The 24007-nt window shown below is 74.2% G+C and carries 5 protein-coding genes and 1 pseudogene; all 6 read left to right on the top strand.

Annotated elements, in window-relative coordinates; translation table 11 throughout:
• The first annotated feature begins 22 nt into the window (after positions 1 to 22).
• A complete protein-coding gene (locus tag GA0070608_RS27460; protein ID WP_091631561.1) occupies positions 23 to 5011 on the top strand; it encodes a type I polyketide synthase in 4989 nt (1662 codons plus the stop codon).
• A 49-nt stretch (positions 5012 to 5060) separates the two neighbouring features.
• Positions 5061 to 14552: a type I polyketide synthase gene (locus GA0070608_RS27455; protein ID WP_091631560.1), complete on the top strand. Its 9492-nt coding sequence runs from the start codon at positions 5061 to 5063 to the stop codon at positions 14550 to 14552.
• Between the two features lie 25 nt (positions 14553 to 14577).
• A pseudogene (locus tag GA0070608_RS27450) lies at positions 14578 to 20067 on the top strand (type I polyketide synthase); the annotation flags it as partial.
• Between the two features lie 87 nt (positions 20068 to 20154).
• A complete protein-coding gene (locus GA0070608_RS27445) occupies positions 20155 to 21207 on the top strand; it encodes an ABC transporter ATP-binding protein (protein ID WP_091631556.1) in 1053 nt (350 codons plus the stop codon).
• Positions 21204 to 22043, top strand: a complete 840-nt coding sequence (locus tag GA0070608_RS27440; protein WP_091631555.1) for an ABC transporter permease — start codon at positions 21204 to 21206, stop codon at positions 22041 to 22043. The genes GA0070608_RS27445 and GA0070608_RS27440 overlap by 4 nt, the downstream gene beginning before the upstream one ends.
• 533 nt (positions 22044 to 22576) lie before the next feature.
• Positions 22577 to 23983 (top strand): glycosyltransferase, encoded by a 1407-nt coding sequence (locus tag GA0070608_RS27435; protein WP_176733860.1) that lies wholly within the window; start codon positions 22577 to 22579, stop codon positions 23981 to 23983.
• Positions 23984 to 24007: the final 24 nt, after the last annotated feature.

Below are 24007 nucleotides of genomic sequence, written 5' to 3'. Positions count from 1 at the left end.
AGATCGAGGCAGGTGCCACCCGATGAGCGACGACAAGCTGCGGTACTTCCTCAAGCGGGTGACCGCCGACCTGCACGACACCAGGCGCAAGCTGCAGACCGTCGAGGCACGCGACCAGGAGCCGCTGGCCATCGTCTCGATGAGCTGCCGCTTCCCCGGTGGCGTCCGGTCGCCGGAGGACCTGTGGAAGCTTGTCGCCGACGGCCGGGACGCGCTCACCGAGTTCCCCGACGACCGGGGTTGGGACCTGGAGGCGCTCTACGACCCCGACCCCAACAAGCCGGGCAAGAGCTACACCCGCATCGGCGGGTTCCTCGACGGCGCCGGTGACTTCGACCCGTCCCTGTTCGGCATCTCGCCGCGTGAGGCCCTCGCCATGGACCCGCAGCAGCGGTTGCTGCTGGAGACGTCCTGGGAGGCCGTCGAGCGGGCCGGCATCGACCCGCTGTCGCTGCGCGGCAGTTCCACCGGTGTCTTCGTCGGGCTGAGCACCTCGAACTACGGCATGGGTCTGCCGAACGTGCCCGAGGGCGTCGACATGTACATCGGCACCGGCAACACCACCAGCGTCGCGTCCGGCCGGATCTCGTTCACCCTCGGCCTCAACGGCCCCGCCGTCACCGTCGACACCGCCTGCTCCTCCTCGCTGGTGGCCCTGCACCTCGCCGTGAACGCGCTGCGTCGCGGCGAGTGCGACCTGGCCATCGCCGGTGGCGTCACGGTGATGGTCACCCCCGGTGTGTTCGTCGTCTTCTCCCGGCAGCGCGGCATGTCCGTCGACGGCCGGTGCAGGGCCTTCGCGAACGGCGCGGACGGCACCGGCTGGGGCGAGGGCGGCGGCGTGCTCGTCGTGGAGCGGCTGGCCGACGCCGAGCGCAACGGCCACCCGATCCTCGCCGTGATCCGGGGCAGCGCCCTCAACCAGGACGGCGCGTCCAACGGGCTCACCGCCCCGAACGGCCCCTCCCAGCAGCGGGTCATCCGGCAGGCCCTCGCGAACGCCCGGCTCGGCACCGCCGACGTCGACATGGTCGAGGCGCACGGCACCGGCACCACCCTCGGCGACCCGATCGAGGCGCAGGCGCTCATCGCCACGTACGGGCAGGACCGGCCGGCGGACCGGCCGCTGTGGCTCGGCTCGGTGAAGTCGAACATCGGCCACACCCAGAGCGCCGCCGGCGTGGCCGGGCTGGTCAAGATGGTGATGGCGCTGCGCAACGGCGTCATGCCGGAGACCCTGCACGTCGACGAGCCGTCCGCGCACGTGGACTGGACCGCCGGCGCGGTGTCCCTGCTCACCGAGTCCAAGCCGTGGCCGGAACTGGACCGTCCCCGCCGCGGCGGCGTCTCCTCGTTCGGCGTGAGCGGCACCAACGCCCACGTGATCCTGGAGGAGTACCGGCCGCGCGTAGCCGACCCGGAGAACATCGACGGCGTGGCCGTCGAGGCCGTCGCCGTCGAGCCCGTGCGGCGGCCCGGGCTGATCGCCTCGGACGCGACGGTCTGGCCGGTGTCGGCCCGGTCGAAGGCCGCTCTCGCCGGTCAGGCCGCCCGGCTCGCGCAGCGCGTGCGCGAGCACGGCGACCTCGCCCCGGCGGCGGTCGGCTGGTCCCTCGCCACCACCCGGTCGACGTTCGACCACCGCGCCGCCGTGGTCGGCGTGAGCGCCGAGGAACTGCTCGCCGGGCTGGACGCCCTGGCTGCCGGCCACCCGGCCGGCAACCTCGTCACCGGTGCGGTCACCGGTTCCGGTGGCGGCCCCGTCTTCGTCTTCCCCGGCCAGGGTGCCCAGTCGGCGCGGATGGCCGCCGGTCTGGTCGGTCGTACGTCGGTGTTCGACGCGCGGCTGGCCGAGTGCCAGCGGGCCCTCGCGCCGTACCTGGACGTGGACCTCGTCTCGGTGCTCACCGGCGACGACGAGTCGTGGCTGGACCGGGTCGAGGTCGTGCAGCCGGTCCTGTGGGCCGTCGGCGTCGCCCTCGCGGCCGTGTGGCGCGCGGCTGGCGTCGTCCCTGACGCGGTGGTCGGGCACTCGCAGGGTGAGATCGGCGCGGCATGCGTGGCGGGCATTCTCAGCCTGGCGGACGCCGCGAAGACCGTCGCCCTGCGCTCCCGTGCGCTGGCCGTGCTGCGGGGCACCGGGACGATGGCGTCGGTGGACCTGTCCGCCGACGCGGTCACCGAGCGTCTGCCCCGGTTCCCCGGGGTCGGGGTGGCGGCGGTCAACGGACCGTCCACCGTGGTGGTGTCCGGTCCGCCGCAGCCCGTCGCCGACCTGGTGGAGGCGTGCCAGGCCGACGGCATTCGGGCGCGCCTGATTCCGGTGGACTACGCCTCCCACTCGGCGGCCGTCGAGCAGGTGGCCGAACAGCTCCGCACGGACCTGGCCGACGTCACCCCGCAGGCTGGTCACACCCGACTGGTCTCCACGCTCACCGGTGACTGGGCCGACCCGGCCTCGATGGGCGCGGACTACTGGTACGACAACCTGCGCCGGACGGTGCGCTTCGACGCCGCCGTCCGGGTGGCCGTCACCGCCGGGCACACCACGTTCGTGGAGATCAGCCCGCACCCCGTGCTGACGATGCCGGTGGCGGCGATCCTCGACGACACCGGGGTCACCGGCCACACCCTCGGCAGCCTGCGCCGCGGCGACGACGACCCGACCCGGCTGCTGACCAACCTGGCCACCGCGTACGCCATCGGCCTGCCGGTCGACCTGGCGGACGTCCTCGCCGAGGCCGAGGTGGCGCCGCTGCCCACGTACGCCTTCGACCACCAGCGGTTCTGGCTGGACGGCAGCGGCGGCCCCGACCTGGAGAGCCTGCTCCAGCAGGCGGCCGACCCGAGCGACGCGAGCTTCTGGGCCGCCGTGGAACGCGGGGACGTCACCGCCCTCGCCGAGACCATCGCCACCGAGGACACCCCGGCCCACGAGGTTCTCGACGCGCTGCTCCCGGCCCTGCCGCTGCTCACCTCCTGGCGCCGGCAGCGGCGCAGGCAGTCCGACATCGACAGCTGGCGCTACCAGGACACCTGGAAGCCGCTGACCGGCGTCGCCAACCGGGGTATGACCGGCACCTGGGTCGTCGTCATGCCGACCGGCGACATCATCGAGCCCTGGCAGGACGCCTGCGTCGAGGCGTTCACGACCGCCGGCGCGACGCTCGTCCCGGTTGCCGTCTCCACTCCCGACGTCGACCGCGACCAGTTCGGCAAGCTGCTGCAAGAGGCGCTCGCCGCCGCACCGGGCGGCGACGCCGCCGCCGAGGTGACCGGCGTGGTCTCGCTGCTCGCCTTCGACGAGCTGGCCCACCCGCTGCACCCGTCCGTGCCCGGCGGCTTCGCCGCCACCGTCGCGCTCTTCCAGGCCCTCGGCGACATCGGTCTGCGCGCCCCGATGTGGAGCGTCACCTCGGGCGCCGCGTCGGTCGGCCGGGCCGACCTGCTGCGCTCCCCGGTGCAGTCGCTGGTCTGGGGCTTCGGCCGGGTCGCCGCGCTGGAGCACCCGCAGCGCTGGGGCGGTCTCGTGGACCTGCCCGAGGCCGTCGACGAGCGCTGCGCCGACCTGCTGGTCGCGGCCCTCACCACCGCCGGGGAGGAGGACCAGATCGCGGTACGCCCCGGCGGCCTGCTCGCCCGCCGGCTCACCCGGGTCCCGCTCGGCGAGAGCCAGCCCGCGAACCCGTGGCAGCCGTACGGCACGGCGCTGGTCACCGGCGGCACCGGCGCGCTCGGTGGGCACGCCGCCCGCTGGCTGGCCCGCAGCGGTGTGGAGAACATCGTCGTCGTCAGCCGGCGGGGCATGGCCGCGCCGGGCGCTCGGCAGCTCGTCGACGACCTCACCGAACTGGGCGCGCAGGCCACCGTGGTCGAGTGCGACGCCTCCGACCGGGACGCGCTGGCCGGCCTGATCGACGCGATCCCCGCCGAGTACCCGCTCACCACGGTCGTGCACGCCTCCGCCGTGCTCGACGACGCCATGATCAACGACATCCGGCTGGAACAGATCGAGCGGGTGCTCCAGGCCAAGGTCGACGTCGCGTACAACCTGCACGAGCTGACCCTCGACCACGAACTGTCCGCGTTCATCATGTTCTCGTCCTTCGCCGGCAGCGTGGCCAGCTCCGGCGTCGGCAACTACGCCCCGAGCAACGCGTTCCTCGACGCGCTCGCCCAGCACCGACGTGGCCTCGGGCTGACCGCCACGTCCATCGCCTGGGGGGCGTGGGCCGGCGGCGGCATGGCCGACGGGCCGCTCGGCGAACTGCTGCACCGGCACGGCGTACCCGAGATGACCCCCGACGCGGCCATCGCCGCGTTGCACCAGGCCGTGGACCACGGCGAGGCGTTCCTCACCATCGCCGACATGGCCTGGGAGAGGTTCTCCGTCGCCTTCACCGCCACCCGGCCCGGCCCGCTGATCAGCGACCTGCCGGACGTGCGCCGGCTCGCCACGGCCGAGAAGGTGGCCAGCGTGGCGGCCGGCGACGGCCCGGACTCGTTGCAGGAGCGGCTCGCCGGGCTGCCCGCCGCCGACCGGCACGCCGTGCTGCTCGGCCTGGTCCGCAGCCAGGTTGCCGCCGTGCTCAACTATCCGTCCGCCGAGTCGGTGGACGAGCACCGGGCGTTCCGGGAACTGGGCTTCGACTCCGTCACCGCCGTCGAGCTGCGCAACCGACTCGGCTCGGCCACCGGCGTGGCCCTTCCGGTCACCCTGGTCTTCGACTACCCGACCCCGACGACCCTGGCGGAGTACCTCTTCGCCGAGGTCGCCCACGACGACGTGGTCACCCCGATCGCCCTCCTCGACGACCTCGACCGGATCGCCGACAGCCTCGACGTGGTGGCGCGGGACGAGGCGGCCCGGGTACGGGCCACCGTACGTCTGCAGGCGATGCTCTCCCGCCTCGGCCAGGACAGCGGTGGCGCCGCCATCGGCCGGCACCTCGACGACGCCACCGACGACGAACTGTTCGCGATGGTGGACAAGGACCTCGGCATCTCCTGACCCCCGGCTCCAGTTCTCTCCCCGTCCCTTGCGAGGAAGCGGCACTCCGATGGCCAATGAAGACAAGCTCCGCGACTACCTCAAGCGGGTCATGGCTGATCTCCACGACACCCGCCGCCGGCTCAGTGAGGCACAGTCCCAGGAACTGGAGCCGGTGGCGATCGTGGCGATGAGCTGCCGGTTGCCGGGCGGGGTGCGCAACCCCGACGACCTGTGGGAGCTGTTGCGGGACGGCCGGGACGCCGTCGCGCCCTTCCCCGACGACCGGGGCTGGGACCTGGAGCGGCTCTACCACCCCGACCCCGACCACCCGGGCACGTCGTACGCCCGGGAGGGTGGGTTCGTCGACGGGGCCGGGGACTTCGACTCCGCCTTCTTCGGCATCTCGCCCCGCGAGGCGCTGACCATGGACCCCCAGCAACGGTTGCTGCTGGAGACGTCCTGGGAGGCGGTCGAGGCCGCCGGGATCGATCCGGCCTCGCTGCGCGGCAGCCGGACCGGGGTGTTCGTCGGCACCAACGGGCAGGACTACGGCACCCTGCTGATGTTGTCGCCGGACGGCGACGAGGGGCACTCGATGACCGGGGGAGCGGCGGCCGTCGCGTCGGGCCGGGTGTCGTACGCCCTCGGGCTGGAGGGGCCCGCCGTCTCCATCGACACGGCCTGCTCCTCGTCGCTGGTGGCGCTGCACCTCGCGGTGCAGGCGCTGCGGGCGGGGGAGTGCGACCTGGCGCTGGCCGGTGGGGTGACCGTGATGGCCACCCCGGGCCTCTACATCGGATCGAGCCGGCAGCGCGCCCTCTCACCGGACGGGCGGTGCAGGTCGTTCGCCGCCGGCGCCGACGGCGCCGGGTTCTCCGAAGGCGTCGGCTGGCTGCTCGTCGAGCGGTTGTCGGACGCCCGCCGTAACGGCCACCGTGTCCTCGGCGTGGTCCGCGGCTCCGCCGTCAACCAGGACGGCGCGTCGAACGGGCTGACCGCGCCGAACGGGCCGGCGCAGCAGCGGGTGATCAGCCAGGCCCTGGCCTCGGCGCGGCTGTCCACCGCGGACGTCGACGTGCTTGAGGCGCACGGAACCGGCACCAAGCTGGGCGACCCGATCGAGGCCCAGGCGCTCATCGCCACGTACGGGCAGGACCGCGGGGAGGCCCCGCCGCTGCTGCTCGGCTCGGTGAAGTCGAACATCGGCCACGCCCAGGCCGCTGCCGGGGTGGCCGGGGTGATCAAGATCGTGCTCGCCATGCGGCACGGGATCGTCCCGGCGACGCTGCACGTCGACGCGCCGTCCCCGCACATCGACTGGACGGCCGGCGCGGTGGAACTGGCCGTCGAGGCGCGGCCGTGGCCCGAGACGGGCCGGGTCCGACGGGCCGCCGTCTCCTCCTTCGGCATCTCCGGCACCAACGCCCACGTGATCATCGAGCAGCCGGCCGAGCCGGCCGAGGACCGCCCGACCGACTCCGCCCCCGGCCTGGTCGCCGCCGACGCGCTGCTCTGGCCGGTGTCGGCCCGGTCGAAGGCCGCCCTGGTCGGGCAGGCTGCCCGGCTGACGTCGTACCTGCGGGAGCGGGAGGGGCTGGACCCGGCCGCGGTCAGCTGGTCCCTGGCGGCCACCCGGTCGACGTTCGACCACCGGGCCGCCGTGGTCGGATCGAGCATCGACGAGCTGCTGGCCGGGCTGGACGCGGTCGCGGCCGGTCTGCCGGCCGGGAACGTGATCAGCGGTGTGGCGTCGAGCCCCGGCGCGGGGCCGGTGTTCGTGTTCCCGGGCCAGGGTGCCCAGTCGGCGCGGATGGCCGCCGGTCTGGTCGGCCGTACGCCGGTGTTCGACGCGCGGCTGGCCGAGTGCCAGCGGGCTCTGGCTCCGTATCTGGACGTGGACCTGGTGTCGGTGCTCACCGGGGACGACGAGTCGTGGCTGGAGCGGGTCGAGGTGGTGCAGCCGGTCCTGTGGGCCGTCGGCATCGCTCTCGCCGCTGTCTGGCAGAACGCCGGGGTGACCCCGGCGGCGGTGATCGGTCATTCGCAGGGCGAGATCGGTGCCGCCTGTGTGGCGGGGATCCTGTCCCTGGACGACGCGGCGAAGGCGGTCGCGTTGCGGTCGCGGGCGCTGACCGTGCTGCGGGGTACCGGGACGATGGCGTCGGTCGACCTCTCCGCCGACGCGGTCACCGAGCGGCTGCCGGGCTTCCCCGGTGTCGGGGTGGCGGCGGTCAACGGACCGTCCACCGTCGTGGTGTCCGGCCCGCCGCAGCACGTCGCCGATCTGGTCGAGGCATGTCAGGCCGAGGGGATCCGGGCGCGCCTGATCCCGGTGGACTACGCGTCGCACTCGCCGGCGGTGCAGGAGGTCGCCGAGCAACTCCGCGCCGACCTGGCCGACATCGCTCCGCAGCCCGGTCACACCCGCCTGGTCTCCACCCTGACCGGGGACTGGGCCGACCCGATCTCCATGGGCGCCGACCACTGGTACGACAACCTGCGTCAGACGGTGCTCTTCGACCCGGCGGTGCGGGTGGCGGTCGCCGCCGGCCACACCACGTTCGTCGAGATCAGCCCGCATCCCGTGCTGACGATGCCGGTGACGGCCATCCTGGACGACACCGGGGTCACCGGCCACACGCTGGGCAGCCTGCGGCGTGACGACGACGACCCGACCCGGCTGCTGACCAGCCTGGCAACCGCGCACGCCATCGGCCTGCCGGTCGACCTGACGAGCGTCCTCCCCGCCACGGCCACCGTCGACCTGCCCACGTACGCCTTCGACCACCACCGGTACTGGCCCGCGCCGCCGGTCTTCCCCACCGGGCCCGACGACGAGCCGGACATCGACCGGTGGCGCTACCGGGTCACCTGGCAGGCCGTTCCCGACTTGCCGCTGACCTGGCTCGCCGGCACCTGGCTCGTTCCGGTACCCGCGGCGCTGGGCGAGGACCCCCTGGTCACCGACGTGCTGGCGGCACTCGGCAACTTCGGCGCGGACGTCGTACCCGTGGAGCTGGACGCCACCGACGACCCGGCGGCGCAGGCCGAGCGGCTGCGCGCCGCGCTTCCCGGCCCGGACGGGCCCGTCGCCGTGCTCTCACTGTTGGGCCTGGACGAGCGGGCACACCCGGAGCATCCCGCGACCTCGCTGGCCGTCTCGGGCACCGCCCTGCTGGTGCAGGCGCTCGGGTCGCTCGGCGTCGAGGCGCCGCTGTGGTGTGCGACCCGGAGGGCCGTCGCGGTCTGCGCCGACGACCCGCCGCCGCACCCGGTCGCCGCCGCCGTGTGGGGGCTCGGCCGCGCGGTCGCCCTCGAACACCCCGGCCGCTGGGGCGGCCTGCTCGACCTGCCGGACACCCTCGACCCGCAGACCGGCGCCCTGCTCTGCGCGGCACTCGGCGACAGCGGCGGCGAGGACCAGTTCGCCGAGGACCAACCAGCCGACGGTGGCGGCGAGGACCAGCTCGCCGTCCGCGACTCCGGAGTCTTCGTCCGCCGACTCGCCCGGATCACCGAGCCTGAGCCGACCGCGTCCGCCGAGACCGGGGACGACGCCTGGCGGATGCGCGGCACCGTGCTGATCACCGGCGGCACCGGTGGGCTGGGCGGGCATCTGGCCCGCTGGGCGGCCCGCTGCGGCGCCGCGCACGTCCTGCTGGCCAGCCGGCGCGGCCCGGACGCCCCGGGCGCCGCCGAGCTGGAGGCGGAGCTGACCGACCTGGGCGTACGGGTCACCGTGGCCCGCTGCGACGTCACCGACCGGGCGCAGGTGGCCGACCTGCTCGCCGCTGCCCCCGGGGACGCCCCGGTGACCGCCGTGCTGCACACCGCCGCCGTCCTCGACGACGGGATCGTCGACACCGTCACTCCGCAGCGCCTGCACACCGTCGCCGCGCCCAAGTGCGCCGCCGCGCTGCACCTCGACGAGCTGACCCGGGACCTCGACCTGGACGCCTTCGTGCTGTTCTCCTCGGTCGCCGGCACCACCGGCAACGCCGGGCAGGGCGCGTACGGGGCGGCAAACGCGTTCCTCGACGCCCTCGCCGAGCGGCGCCGGGCCGAGGGCCGACCGGCACTCTCGGTGGCCTGGGGCGCGTGGAGCGGGGCCGGCCTGCCCGCCGACAACGAACGCGCCCAGCAGCGGCTGCGTCGGGGCGGCATGGTCGGCATGGACCCCGGCCTGGCCGTCGAGGCCCTCGCCCGGGCGCTGCGGCGTGGCGAGACCACGACCATGGTCGCCGACATCGACTGGGCCCGGTTCGCCCCCGCGTTCACCCTGGTCCGGCCCAGCCCGCTGATCGGTGACCTCGCCGAGGTGGGCGAGGCGACCCGGCAGGTCCCGCAGACCGCCGAGGATGAGGCGGACGTACCGTCGGCGCTGGCCCGGCGGCTCACCGGGCTCGCCCCGGCGGAGCGCACCGCGGCGCTGCTGGAGCTGGTCCGCCAGTGCGCGGCGACCGCGCTCGGCTACGGCGCGGCCGACGACATCCCGGCCACCCTGCCCTTCCGTGACCTCGGCCTGGACTCGCTGACCGCCGTGGACATGCGCAACTTCCTGGCCGCCGCCACCGACCTGCGGCTGCCCGCCACGCTCGCCTTCGACTACCCGAACCCGACGGTGCTCGCCGCACACCTCGACGAACTGCTCACCGGGGCAGCGCCGGACGTCGCCACCCCCGCCCCGGCAGCCACGGCCGAGGACGACGAGCCGATCGCCATCGTGGCGATGAGCTGCCGCCTGCCCGGCGGGGCGGACACCCCGGAGCAGCTGTGGCAGCTCCTCGCCGGCGGCGGCGACGCGATCGGCGAGTTCCCCACCGACCGGGGCTGGGACCTCGACCGGCTCTTCGACTCCGACCCGGAGAAGGAAGGCACCAGCTACGCCCGCGAGGGCGGCTTCGTCACCGGCGCCGCCGACTTCGACCCCGGGTTCTTCGGCATCAGCCCCCGCGAGGCCCTGGCCATGGACCCGCAGCAGCGGCTGCTGCTGGAGGCGTCCTGGGAGGCGATCGAGCGCGCCGGAATCGACCCGCAGGCGCTGCGCGGCAGCCCCACCGGCGTCTTCGTCGGCACCAACTACCAGGACTACCGGAACCTCATGTTCAGCGCCGAGGGCGCCGAGGGGCACCTGATGACCGGCAACGCCGGCAGCGTGCTCTCCGGCCGGGTGTCGTACACCCTCGGGCTTGAGGGGCCCGCCGTCTCGGTCGACACCGCCTGCTCGTCGTCGCTGGTCGCGCTGCACTGGGCCTGCCAGGCGCTGCGCCGCTCGGAGTGCTCCCTCGCCCTCGTCGGCGGCGTCACCGTCATGTCCACCCCCGGGGTCTTCGTCGGTTTCAGCCGGCAGCGGGGGCTCGCCCCGGACAGCCGGGTCAAGGCCTTCGCCTCCGCCGCCGACGGCACCAGCTGGGGCGAGGGCCTCGGCCTGCTCCTGGTCGAGCGGCTCTCCGACGCCCGCCGCAACGGCCACCCGGTGCTCGCGGTGATCCGGGGCAGCGCCGTCAACCAGGACGGCGCGTCCAACGGCCTCACCGCGCCGAACGGGCCGTCGCAGCAGCGGGTGATCCGGCAGGCGCTCGCCAACGCCGGCCTCACCCCGGCGGACGTGGACGCCGTCGAGGCGCACGGCACCGGCACCAGGCTCGGCGACCCGATCGAGGCGCAGGCCCTGCTCGCCACCTACGGCCGGGAGCGGCCCGCCGACCAGCCGCTCTGGCTCGGTTCGATCAAGTCGAACATCGGGCACACCCAGGCCGCCGCCGGGGTCGCCGGGATCATCAAGATGGTGCTGGCCCTGCGGCACGGCTACCTGCCGCAGACCCTGCACGTCGACGAGCCGACCAACCAGGTGGACTGGACCGTCGGCGCGGTCGAACTGCTCGGCGAGGGCCGCCCGTGGCCGGTCACCGGCCACCCGCGCCGGGCGGCCGTCTCCTCGTTCGGAATCAGCGGCACCAACGCGCACACCATCCTGGAGCAGGCCCCGGAGCCGTCCGTCGCGGCGCAGCCGACGGGGGACCCGGCCCGGCTGCCGGTGGCGCCGGTGCTGCTGTCGGGGCGTACCACGGTCGCGCTGGCCGCCCAGGCGGGCCGCTGGGCCGACCAGCTCACCGGGCTGGAAGCACCCCGGACGGTCGACGTCGGCTGGTCGTCGGCGATCTCCCGGGCCACCCTGGAGCACCGGGCCGTCGTCCTCGCCACCGACCGGATCGCGCTGGGCGCCGGGCTACGTGCCCTCGGCACCGGTGAGGACTCGCCGCTGGTGGTCACCGGCGTGGCCGCGTCCCGGCCGAAGGTGGCGTACCTGTTCTCCGGGCAGGGGGCCCAGCGGGCCGGGATGGGTCGCGAGCTGGCCGAGGCGTTCCCCGTCTTCGCCGCCGCGCTGGACGAGGTCTGCGCCGTTCTCGACCCGCACCTGCCCCGCCCGCTGAAGCCGGTGCTCTTCGCCGAGGCCGGCACCCCGGACGCCGAGTCGCTGGACCGCACCGAGTTCACCCAGCCGGCGCTCTTCGCCGTCGAGGTGGCGCTGTTCCGGCTGCTGGAGGCGTGGGGGGTCCGCCCCGACGCGGTCGCCGGGCACTCCATCGGCGAGTTCGCCGCCGCCCACGCCGCCGGGGTGTTGTCCCTGGCCGACGCCGCCGAGCTGGTCGCCGCCCGGGGCCGGCTGATGCAGGCGTTGCCGGCCGGCGGGGCGATGCTCGCCATCGCGGCCACCGAGGCCGAGGTGACCGCCGCGCTCGGCGACCGCGCCGACCGTGTCTCGGTCGCCGCCGTCAACGGTCCCACCGCCGTCGTGGTGTCCGGGGCCGGCGACGCCGTCGAGGAACTGGCCGCCGAGTGGACCGCCCGGGGCGTCCGGATCCGGCGGTTGACCGTCAGCCACGCGTTCCACAGTCCACTGATGGACCCGGTGCTCGACGACCTCACCGCCGTCGCCGGGCGGCTGCGGTACCAGGCCCCGACCATTCCGATGATCTCCACCGTCACCGGCGCGCCGGTCGACGCGACGGAGATCGGCACGTCGGAGTACTGGGTACGGCACGCCCGCGACGCCGTGCGCTTCGCCGACGCCGTCGCGGCGCTGCGGGAGCGCAACGTCACCGGCTACGTCGAGATCGGCCCGGACGGGGTGCTCACCGCCCTCGCCCAGGCCGTCCTGGCCGAGGACGCCCCGACCGGCGGCCGGGCCCCGCTGGTCGTGCCCGCCCTGCGCCGGGACCGTTCCGAGCCGAACACCCTGCTGCGGGCGGTCGCCGCGCTGCACACTCACGGCGTGTCCCCGGACTGGTCCACCCTCTACGAGGGCACCGGCGCCCAGCGGGTCGACCTGCCCACCTACACGTTCGACCGGCAGCGCTACTGGCCGGAACCGCCGCCGTGGGCCGCCCTGGCGGCCGAGGACGACCGCACCGAGGTCGAGCGCCGTTTCTGGGCGGCGGTGGAGGCCGAGGACCTCGAATCGCTGGCCCGCGATCTGGACGTGCACCGGGACCAGCCGTTCGGGACCGTGCTGCCGGCCCTGTCCGCGTGGCGGCGACGTGGCCGGGAAAGATCTCTTGTGGACGGATCCCGGTACCGGGTCGTCTGGGAGCCCATCGCGGAGGCCCCGGAGGAGCAGGACCCCGGCCGCTGGCTGGTGCTGCTGCCCGCCGACCGGGCGGACGACCCGGGTCTGGACTCCTGCACCTGGACCCTCGGCACGGACGTGACCACCGTGCCCGTGGACACCGCCGCCGACCCCGACGGGCTGTGCGGACAACTCACCGACGTGCTCACCGAGGCGCTCGGCGCGGGCGCCGGCCCACTGTCGATCCTCTCCTTCCTCGGCCTGGACGAAGCCCCGCACGCCGAACACCCGGCGCTGCCCCGCGGCCTCGCCGCGACCGTGCACCTGCTCCAGCAGCTGACCGACCTCAACGCCTCGGCCCGGCTCTGGTGCGTCACCCAGGGCGCCGTCGGAGTCGGCGAGGGTGAGGTCCCGGCCAACCCCCGGCAGGCGATGCTGTGGGGACTGGGCCGGGTGGCCGCGCTGGAGCAGCCCGCCCGCTGGGCCGGGCTGGTCGACCTTCCCATCGACCTCGAGCCCTGGACGGCGATGCGGCTCGGTGGCATCCTCACCGGCGGTGGCGCCGAGGACCAGCTCGCCGTCCGCGAGTCCGGCGTGCTGGTCCGGCGGCTCGCCCCGGCCGTCACCGCCGGGGAGCCCGAGCCGTGGCAGCCCCGGGGCACCGTGCTGATCACCGGTGGCACCGGCGCGCTCGGCGGGCACGTGGCCCGCTGGGTGGCCGGCGCCGGCGCGGAACGGGTCGTGCTGACCAGCCGACGTGGCACCGACACCCCGGGCGCGACCGAGCTGCTCGCCGAGCTGACCGGCCTCGGAGTGGACTGCCGGGTCGCCCGGTGTGACGCCGCCGACCGGAGCGCGGTGGCCGAGCTCCTGGCCGACCTGCGGCGGGAGGGACCGCCGCTGCGCGCGGTGCTGCACGCCGCGGGGGTCAGCGAGGTGGTGCCGCTGGCCGACACCACCCTGGAGGACCTGGCGTACGTCATCGCCCCGAAGCTGTCCGGCGCCGAGCATCTCGACGAGCTGCTCGACGGCGCCGAACTGGACGCGTTCGTGCTCTTCTCGTCCATCTCGGCAGTGTGGGGCAGCGGCGGGCAAGGCGCGTACGCGGCCGGCAACGCCTACCTGGACGCACTCGCCGAGCGGCGGCGCGGCCGGGGCCTGGCAGCCACCTCCGTCGCCTGGGGGCCGTGGACCGAGTCGGGCATGTTCACCGAGGGCGCGCCGGAGCAGCTGCGCCGCCGTGGCCTGCGGGTGATGCCGCCGGGCGTGGCGATGGCCGGGCTGCGGCACGCCCTGGCGGCCGGTGACACCTGCGTCACCGTCGCCGACGTCGACTGGGCCGTCTTCCAGCCGCTGTTCACCGTGCTGCGGCCCAGCCCGCTGCTGGCGGACCTGCCGGCAGTACGCGCGCTGGCTCTTACTCCCGCCGACCCGGCGGACGCGTCCGCGCCCGTCGCCCGGGACCTGCTCGCCGGGTTGCGGGCGCTGCCCGGCGACGAACGGCGGGCCGCGCTGCTGGAGATGGTGCGGGTCGACGCGGCCAAGGTGCTCGGTCACTCCTCGGGCGACGTGATCGAGACCGACCGGGGTTTCCTGGACCTCGGCTTCGACTCGCTCACCGCCGTGGAGCTGCGCAACCTGCTCACCGCGGCGACCGGGCACGACCTGCCCACCACGGTCGTCTTCGACTACCCGACCCCGGCCGGCCTGGCCGACCACCTTTACGAGGAGCTCTTCGGAAACGGTGGCGGCGACGCCGGTGACGGTGGCGACGAGGAGTCGGTCCGCCGGGCCCTCGCCGCGATCCCGCTGGACGAGCTGCGTCAGGCGGGCCTGCTCGACCAGCTGCTCCAGTTGGCCCGCACGAGCGCCGGCCCGGTGGCCGTGGCGCCCGCCGCCCCGGCCGCGTCCCCCGCGCCCGAGGCCCAGATCCGCGAACTCGACGTCGCCGGCCTGGTCCGGATGGCCCTGGAAGGCTCCGACTCGTGACCCGGCCGGCCCTGAGGAGCCCCCGATGAGTGTTTCACTGGACGAGGTCGTCGGCGCGCTGCGCGCGTCCCTGCTCGACAACCAGAAGCTCAAGCAACAGAACCAGCAGCTGACCGCCGCGCTCAGCGAACCGGTGGCGATCATCGGGATGAGCTGCCGGTTCCCCGGCGGCGTCGGGTCGCCGGAGCAGCTGTGGGACCTGGTCGCCGGCGGCACCGACGCGATGTCGGCGTTCCCCGACGACCGGGGCTGGAACCTGGGCGCGCTCTACGACCCCGATCCCGACCCGAACAGCCGGGGCACGTCGTACGTGCGGGAGGGCGGGTTCCTCTATTCCGCCGGGGACTTCGACCCCGACTTCTTCGGTATCAGCCCGCGCGAGGCCCTGGCCATGGACCCGCAGCAGCGGTTGCTGCTGGAGACCGCCTGGGAGGCGTTCGAGCGGGCCGGCATCGACCCGACCACGCTGCGCGGCGCGTCCACCGGGGTGTACGCGGCGACCAGCAGCCAGGGCGACTACGCCGCGCTGCTCACCGGCGTCAGCGGCGGCGTCGAGGGCTACCTCGGTACCGGCAGCGCCGCCGCCGTGGCCAGCGGCCGGATCTCGTACGCCCTGGGACTGGAGGGGCCGGCGGTCACCGTGGACACCGCCTGCAGTTCGTCCCTGGTCGCGCTGCACCTCGCCTGCCAGGCGCTGCGGCTGAAGGAGTGCACCATGGCGCTGGTCGGCGGGGTGTCGGTGATGGCCACCCCGACCGTCTTCGTCGAGTTCTCCCGGCAGCGCGGCCTGTCCACCGACGGCCGGTGCAAGTCGTTCGCCGCCGCCGCCGACGGCACCGGCTGGTCCGAGGGGGCCGGCATGCTGCTGGTCGAGCGGCTCTCCGACGCCCGCCGCAACGGCCACCCGGTTCTTGCCGTGGTGCGGGGCAGCGCCGTCAACCAGGACGGGGCGAGCAGCGGGCTGACCGCCCCGAACGGCCCCTCCCAACGCCGGGTGATCCGGCAGGCCCTGGCCAGCGCGGGGTTGACCGCTGAGCAGGTGGACGTGGTGGAGGCGCATGGTACGGGCACCACGTTGGGTGATCCGATCGAGGCGCAGGCGCTGCTGGCGACGTATGGCAAGGACCGTCCGGTGGATCGGCCGTTGTGGTTGGGGTCGATCAAGTCGAACATTGGTCACACCCAGGCGGCGGCGGGTGTGGCCGGGGTGATGAAGATGGTTCTCGCGATGCGGCACGGGGTGCTGCCGCCGACGCTGCATGTGGACGAGCCCACCCCGCACGTCGACTGGTCGGCCGGGGCGGTGTCCCTGCTGACCGGGGCGCAGCCCTGGCCGGAGACCGGGCAGCCGCGCCGGGCCGGGGTATCCGCTTTCGGGATCAGCGGCACCAACGCGCACGTCATCGTCGAGCAGGCCGTGGAGGCGGAGACCGACGCCGTCCGTCCGTCCGGTACGCCCGCCCCGCCGACCCCGTGGATCGTCTCCGCCCGGTCCGCGCCGGCCCTGGTCGGGCAGGCCCGGCGGCTGCTGGAACACCTGGTCGCCCATCCCGACCTGGCCCCGGCCGACGTGGCGTACTCGCTGGTCACCACCCGGGCGGCGCTGCCGCACCGGGCCGCGGTGATCGGCGACGACCGGGACGGGCTGCTGGCCGGCCTGCGCGCGGTCGCCGAGGAGCGCAACGCCCCCGGTGTGGTGCGCGGGGTGGCCCGCCCGGCCGGCCGGGTCGCCTTCCTCTTCACCGGCCAGGGCGCCCAGCGCCCCGGCATGGGCGCCGAGCTGCACCGCCGATTCCCGGTCTTCGCCGCCGCCTTCGACGAGGTGGCCGGGGAGCTGGACCGGCACCTGAGCCGACCGCTGCGGGAGGTGGTCTTCGCCCACCCCGACTCGCCCGAGGCGGCGCTGCTGGACCGTACCGAGTTCACCCAGCCGGCGCTGTTCGCCTACCAGGTGGCCGCCTTCCGGCTGGTCACCACGTGGGGGCTGCGCCCGCAGCACCTGCTCGGCCACTCAGTCGGCGAGCTGGCCGCGGCGCACGTCGCCGGCGTGCTGTCGCTGGCCGACGCGGCGACCCTGGTGGCCGCCCGCGGGCGGCTGATGCAGGAGCTGCCGGCCGGCGGGGCGATGCTGGCGGTCCGGGCGTCCGAGGCCGAGGTGGCCGCGTCGCTCGACGACCGGGTGGCGCTGGCCGCCGTGAACGGCCCCAGGTCGGTGGTGCTCTCCGGCGACGAGGAGGCCGTGCTCGCGGCCGGCAGGCAACTAGCCGCCCAGGGCCGACGGTCCCGCCGACTGCGGGTCAGCCACGCCTTCCACTCCGCCCGGATGGACGGCATGCTGGCCGACTTCCGGGTGATCGCGGAGAAGGTCACCTGGCACCCGCCGACCCTGCCGGTCGTCTCCGACCGCACCGGCGAGCTGCTCACCGCAGCCCAGGCAACCGACCCGGGCTACTGGGTGGACCACGTCCGGGACACCGTCCGCTTCCACGACGGCGTCGTCACCCTGGCCGCCGCCGGCGTGGCGACCTTCCTGGAGCTGGGCCCCGACGGGGCCCTGACCGCGCTGGCCCGGGAGTGCCTGGCCGACGCCGAGCCGGCGGCCTTCGTGCCGCTCGGTCGCCGGGACCAGCCGGAACCGGCCAGCCTGCTCGCCGCGCTCGCCGCCGTCGACCTGCGCGGGGCCGGTGTGGACTGGCCGGCTCTCTTCGCCGGTACCGATGCGGCAAGGATCGAGCTGCCCACCTACGCCTTCCACCACGAGCGGTACTGGCCGGACCCGCTCGTCGTCGACCTCGGTCAGCCCTCCGTGCCCAGCGGGGACGAGGAGTTCTGGGCCGCCGTGGAGGCGGACCGGCCGGCCGCGCTGGCCGCCACACTCGGCCTGGACGCCGACCGGCAGGACGCGCTCACCGAACTGCTGCCCGCCCTCGCGGCGTACCGGCACCGCAGGCGTCACCGATCCGAACTGGACGCCCTGCGGTACCGCACCGGCTGGGTCCGCGTCGACCCGCCGTCCGCCGGCACCCCGCCGACCGGCCCCTGCCTGGTGGTGGCCGGGACACAGACCGACGCCGCCGCCGTGTTGGCCGCCCTGCGCGCCGAGGGCCTGGCCCCGGAGCTCGTGGCCGTGGGCGACGACCCGGCTGCGGTCGCCCGAGCCCTGCCCGCCGCGGCCGCCCCGTCGGTCGTGGTCTCGCTGCTGGCGGCCGGGGAGCCAGCCGGAGCGGCCGGTACGGTCGCGCTCGCCGGCACCGCCGCGCTGGTCCAGGCCCTCGCCGGCGCCGGGGTCGGCGCGCCGGTGTGGACCGTGACCCGGGGCGCGGTGGCCGTCGACGCGGGCGACTCCCCGCCCGGCGTCGCCGGAGCGTACCTCTGGGGTCTCGGTCGGGTGTTGGCGTTGGAACAGCCGCGTCTCTGGGGCGGGCTGGTCGACCTGCCGGCGGAGCCGGACGACGCCGCCCTCGCGGTGCTCGCCCGAATCGTCGCGGCCGACGGCGACGAGGACCAACTGGCGGTGCGTTCCGGCGGGGTGTACGCGCGGCGGCTGTCCCGCGCCCCGGCCGGCGCCGCCGCCGACACGGACTGGCGGCCCCGGGGTGCGGTCCTGGTGCACGGGGCCGCGCAGGCGCGCGCCCCGCACCTGCTGCGGTGGCTCGTCGACCACGGCGCGACCCGTCTCGTCCTCGTCGGCTCCACGGTGCCCGCGGGGCTGACCGTCTCGAACGTCGCCGTGACCGTCGTCGACGACCTCGACGGGCTGCCCGAGGTGCTGGACCGGCTGGCTGCCGACGGCACCGGAGTCCGCACCGTCCTGCACGTCGCCGACTCCGACGGGGCCGGCGACCCGGTCGCGGCGCTGGCCCCGGCCGACCTGGCCGACGCCGTGACCGCCCGCACCACCGCGGTGGAACTGCTCGACCGGGCCTGCGCCGACCAGCCGATCGACGAGTTCGTCGTCTTCTCCTCCACCGCCGCCGTCTGGGGCAGCGGTGGCGCGGCGGTCGCCGCCGCCGCCGGCGCCGGACTGGAGGCGCTGGCCGCACACCGTCGCGCCGCCGGCCGGCCGGCCACCGTCGTCGCGTGGGTGCCCTGGGCGGACGAGGTCACCGATCCGGTACAGCTGCGCCGCCGGGGGGTCCGCCCGCTCGCTGCCGAGCTGGCCCTGTCCGCGCTGCAACAGGCCGTGGCAGGCGGCGAGGACCAGCTCGCGGTCGCCGACCTCGACTGGCCCGCGTTCGTGCCGGCCTTCACCGCCGTACGGCCCAGTCCGCTGCTGCGCGGCGTGCCCGAGGCGGCGGCCGGCGCACACCGGGACGGCAGGCCCGGCAACGACGCGACCGATCCGGCCCGGGTGCTGCGCGACCGGCTGGCCGGCGCCTCGGCCGGCGATCGGCACCGGATCCTGCTCGATCTGGTCCGGGCGCGGGTGGCCACCGTGCTCGGGCACGCCTCGCCCGGGGCCGTCGAGGCCGACCGGGACTTCCTGGAGCTCGGCTTCGACTCGCTGACCGCGTTGGAACTGCGGGACGCGCTGCGCCAGGAGACGGGTACGGAGCTGTCCGCCACCCTGCTCTTCGACCACCCCACCCCTACGGCGTTGACCCGCCACCTGCTCGGTCAACTCGTCGGCGCGGACGCGGCCGAGGCCACCCCGGACGTCGACGGAGGGCACGCCCCGGAGAGTGCCGGTGGCGGACTGCTCGGTGGGCTGTTCAACCAGCCGAAGGCGCGCGAGGATCCGGCCGGGTACGCCGAACTCCTCGTCAAGCTCGCCCAGTTCCGACCCAGCTTCAGCGAGCCGGCGCAGCTCACCCGCCCGGCCGGCATCCTCCGGCTGGCACAGGGGGGCACCGGGGCGCAGCTGGTGTGCTGCTGCACCATGTCCCTGCTCTCCGGGGCCCACGAGTACGCCCGCCTTGCCGCCGGTTTCCGGGGGGTACGCGACGTCTGGGCCCTGCCCAACCCCGGGTTCGGCGTGGGGGAGGAGATTCCCGCCGACCTCGACGCGCTGCTGCGGGTGCACGCCGACACGGTGCTGGGCGCCGTCGGCGCCGGCCCGTTCGTGCTGGCCGGCCACTCCGGCGGCGCGATGGTGGCCAACCTGCTCGCCGGTGAGCTGGAACGCCAGGGCCGGTCGCCGGCCGCGGTCGTGCTGATGGACACCTATCCGGCGAACAGCGAGGTGCTCGGCGGGTGGGTGCCGAAGCTGCTCGACGGGATGATCGACCGGGAAAGCGCGTACACGCCGATGGACGACTGGCGGACGACCGCCTGGGCCGGCTACCTGCCCCTGTTCATGGACTGGCAGCCGGCCTCGATGGCGGCGTCCACCCTGCTGGTCCGGGCCAGCGAGCCGTTGGGGGAGTGGGACGGCGAGGAGGGCGGCTGGCGGTCCCGCTGGCCGTACCCGCACGAGGCGGTGGACGCGCCCGGTGACCACTTCAGCATGGTCGCCGACCGAGGGCCGGAGCTCGCCGGCACCGTTCAGCGGTGGCTGACCGGACAGGGCCTGTGACGGCTGCGCCCCTGGCGTGCCCCTAGTGCCCCCTATCGGCGCACGCACATCTATCGGACCGATGATTCAGGACGGGAGCATGACGACGTGGACGAGGCAGTGGTGGTCACGGGGCTGGTCAAGCAGTACCAGCCCAACATGCCACCGGCGGTGGACGGGCTGAGTTTCTCCGTTCGCGCCGGTGAGGTCTTCGGACTGCTCGGGCCGAACGGCGCGGGTAAGACGACGACGATCGGAGTGCTGACCACCCGGGTGCGGGCCACGTCCGGCCGTGCCCAGGTGTGCGGCGCGGACGTGATCGGCGCGCCTGCTGCCGCCCGGCAGTTGCTGGCGGTCGTACCGCAGCGGGTGAACCTGGACCGGGCGCTGACCGTCCGGCAGAACCTGTTGTTCCACGCGGCGTACCACCGGGTGCCCAGGGCGGAGCGCATCCGTCGGGCGGACGAGCTGCTGGAGCAGATGGGCCTCAAGGAGCACGCCAACTCCCGCACCGACTTCCTCTCCGGCGGCCTCGCCCAGCGCACGATGATCGCCCGGGCGCTGATGCACTCGCCCCGGGTGCTCTTCCTCGACGAGCCGTCCAGCGGCCTCGACCCCCAGTCCCGGCTCTTCGTGCACGACCGGATCGCCGAGCTGAAGCGGGCCGGGGTGACCGTGGTGGTCACCACCCACGACATGGACGAGGCGGAGAAGCTCTGCGACCGGGTCGGCATCGTCGACCACGGCAAGCTGCTCACGCTGGACACTCCCTCCGCGCTGACCCGTACGCTGCCGGGCAGCAGCACGCTGACCCTCGTGGTGACCCCCGGTGCCCCCGCCGACGAGGTGCGCGCCGCGCTCGGTGGCATCCCGGACGTGGAGCAGGTGGAACACTTCCGGACGAGCAACCCCGGAGCCGCCGCGGCGCCGACGTTCCCCGGCATGCCGCCGATGCCGATGCCCATGCCGGCACCCGAGACGCCCGCCGATCCAAACGCCCCGCTCTCCTTCCGGATCTACACCAGCACCCAGCCGGCCAACGCCATCCCGATGGCGATGAAGATCCTCGCTGACCTGGGCTGCGAGGTCCGTGACCTCAACATCGGCCAGCCCAGTCTGGAAGATGTCTTCATCCACCTGACCGGAAGGGAACTACGGTGAGCGTCGTCGCCCCCGCCACCCCGTCCGCGCCGTCGACGGCTGCGGCGCCGCCGCCGGTGCGTGCGCTCGACCAGTTCGCCACGTTCCGCGCGGTGCTCTCGCGGGACCTGTTCGTCACCGGCCGGGAGTTGGTCGGCTTCCTGCTCCAGGTCTTCATCCAGCCTCTGTTCATGCTGCTGATCTTCGGCAAGGTGCTCGGCAACCTGGGGTACGCCAGCGAGAGCTTCACCAGCGTGCTGTTGCCCGGCGTCATCGCGCTGAACGCCTTCCTGATCGGGCTGGAGAACACCGCGCTGCCGATGATGATGGACTTCTCCTTCACCCGGGAGATCGAGGACCGGCTGCTGTCGCCCATGGCGATCCCGCTGGTGGCCTTGGAGAAGATCGTCTTCGGTGGCATCCGTGGCCTGATCGCCGGCGTGGTGCTGATCCCGGTCGGCATGCTGATGCTCGATGTCACCTGGCCCTGGGCGGTGGTGCTCAAGGTGATCGGGGTGCTGGCCATCGGCGCCCTGGTCGGCGCCGCGGTGGGCCTGGCCTTCGGCACCCTGGTGCCGACGCAGCACATCCAGATCATGTTCACCGTGGTGATGACCCCGCTCATGTTCACCGGCGCGACCCAGTTCCCGCTGCTCGGGCTGGACTCGCTGCGCTGGTACCAGGTGATCTGCTCGCTCAACCCGCTCACCTACATCAGCGAGGCGACCCGGTCGCTGGTCGCCCCGCCGGGGGTCGAGTCGCTGCCGCTCTGGCTGTGCATGGTCGTTCTCACCGGGGTCTTCGTGGTGTTCTCGGCAATCGGCATGCGTGGCTTCATGCGCCGTGCCATGGACTAGGTGAACATGGGCTGACACCGCGACGGCAACTGCGAATGCTCATCATCACCTGTTCCGTCGCACCGCTCCGATACGCCGATGGCCCGAGCCGCTTCCGCGGCCCGGGCCATCGGCGTCGAGCGGGTCGGAGCCGCCGCCCGCCACCGGTGCGTCCCAGCAGGAGGACGGACCGTGGCCGGTGAGGCGGAAACCCGCATACGCGTCTGCATACCACCAAACAGCAATTGACCAGCGCAAATGATGTACTGAGTCACTTCATCCAAAAAAATCGGTAAAAAGCCAGCCTCTTCGACGGGCATTGTCATGCGGTCCGTGGCAATGTGTATAGGTAGCGGTGGCTGATGGTTCCGGGCGTCCCGACGTGACGACCTGTTCACCATGAGCCGCGCTGAACCTTTCACCGACATATCCCGATGGTCGACCTCACCGCCCAACTGAACGGCTTCACGAACAGCCCGCCAGCGGGGGCGTACTCCACGGTGGGACGGCGCGGGGCGCCGAACAGGCGGGAAGGAGTGGCGGGGACATTGGTCATGACCGGAGAGGACCACGGCCGGGCGGTGCTGGTCGTCGCCTACAGCAGCGCGGGGATGTTCAACCCGCTGCTCAGCATCGTGGGCGAGTTGAAGGCTCGGGGCATCGGCAACGTCTGGTTCGCCTCGACCGAGGACCGCCGGGGCGACGTCGAGGGGCTGCGTGGCCCCGGCGAGGTCTCGTTCGTCTCGCTCGGCCCGCCCCGCCCGCAGTCGTCGCCGGAGACCTGGGACGACGCGACGTACCGGCTGCTGACCACCGGCGACCGGGCGAACGCCTTCGCCCGCTACCTCGACGTCAGTACCGACTACGACCACATGGGTCAGCTCTACCGGCGCTGCCTCGAGATCATCGACGAGGTCGGGCCAGCGGTGGCCGTGGTGGACAGCCTCACCAGTTGGGCGATGGACGCGGCGCAGACCCGGCAGTTGCCCTTCGTGGTCAGCATCTCGCTGCCGCCGTCCAATTTCCTCCAGCAGCAGTTGCCGCCCCGCTACCCCGTCTCGTTCTCCGGGCTGCCGGCGCGGATGACGCCCCGGCAGCAGGCGGCCAACGCCAGCTTCCGTAACCGGCTGGTGCGCGCGTTGACGGAGCCGGAGCGGCTGCGGCGAAGCCTCGCCGCCGTCGCCACCCGCAAGGCGGCCGGCATCCGCAACCCGGAGATGCGCCCGGCGGGCTACGTCGAGTCCGCCGCGGCGCTCATGGCGTACACGGTCTTCGGCTTCGAGTATCCGTTCGCGACCGCCCCGGCGAAGCTGCGGATGCTCGGTCCGGTGGTGCCCCGGGAGCTGCCGCCGGTCGACGGAAACGACGAGCTGACCCGCTGGCTCGACGACCATCCATCGGTGGTCTACATCGGGTTCGGCACCATCATGCGACCGTCGCAGGGGCAGGTGGAGGCGATCGTCGAGGTCGCCGACCGGCTCGGGCCCGAACACGCCGTGCTGTGGAAGCTGCCCGCGCGTCAGCAGCACCTCCTTCCGCCGGCTGAGCGGTTGCCGGGCAACCTGCGGGTGGAGGCGTGGATGCCCTCGCAGCTTCGGGTGCTGGCCCACCCGCACGTGCGGGTCGTCTTCAACCACGGCGCCGCCAACGCCATCCACGAGGCCGTCCACTTCGCCCTACCACAGCTGGTGATGCCGTTCTGGCTGGACTGCCCCGACGGCGCGGTGCGCGCGGTCGACAGCGGGGTGGCGCTGACCGTCGAGCATGTCGACTCGCCGCGCGCCGAGGACATCCTCGCCAAGCTCAGGCGACTGTTGGACGACGACTCGTTCCGGGCGCGGGCGGAGCTGTGGAGCCGGCGGATGCGGCAGGCCGGCGGGGTCACCGCCGCCGCCGACCTCGTGCTGCGGCACCGCGACGAGACGGCGGCCCACCGCACTGCCGGGCTGGCCGTCGGCTGAGCTTCCGCTGTCGTACGCGCCGAA

It is taken from the genome of Micromonospora peucetia (assembly GCF_900091625.1).
GTDB lineage: Bacteria > Actinomycetota > Actinomycetes > Mycobacteriales > Micromonosporaceae > Micromonospora > Micromonospora peucetia.
The sequence above is the reverse complement of the archived record's forward strand: the minus strand, read 5'-3'. Positions and strand labels throughout refer to the sequence as shown.

Coding starts and splice junctions, on each gene's coding strand:
- GA0070608_RS27455 (WP_091631560.1), top strand. CDS start 5,061: ATGGCCAATGAAGACAAGCTCCGCGACTACCTCAAGCGGGTCATGGCT.
- GA0070608_RS27435 (WP_176733860.1), top strand. CDS start 22,577: ATGACCGGAGAGGACCACGGCCGGGCGGTGCTGGTCGTCGCCTACAGC.
- GA0070608_RS27460 (WP_091631561.1), top strand. CDS start 23: ATGAGCGACGACAAGCTGCGGTACTTCCTCAAGCGGGTGACCGCCGAC.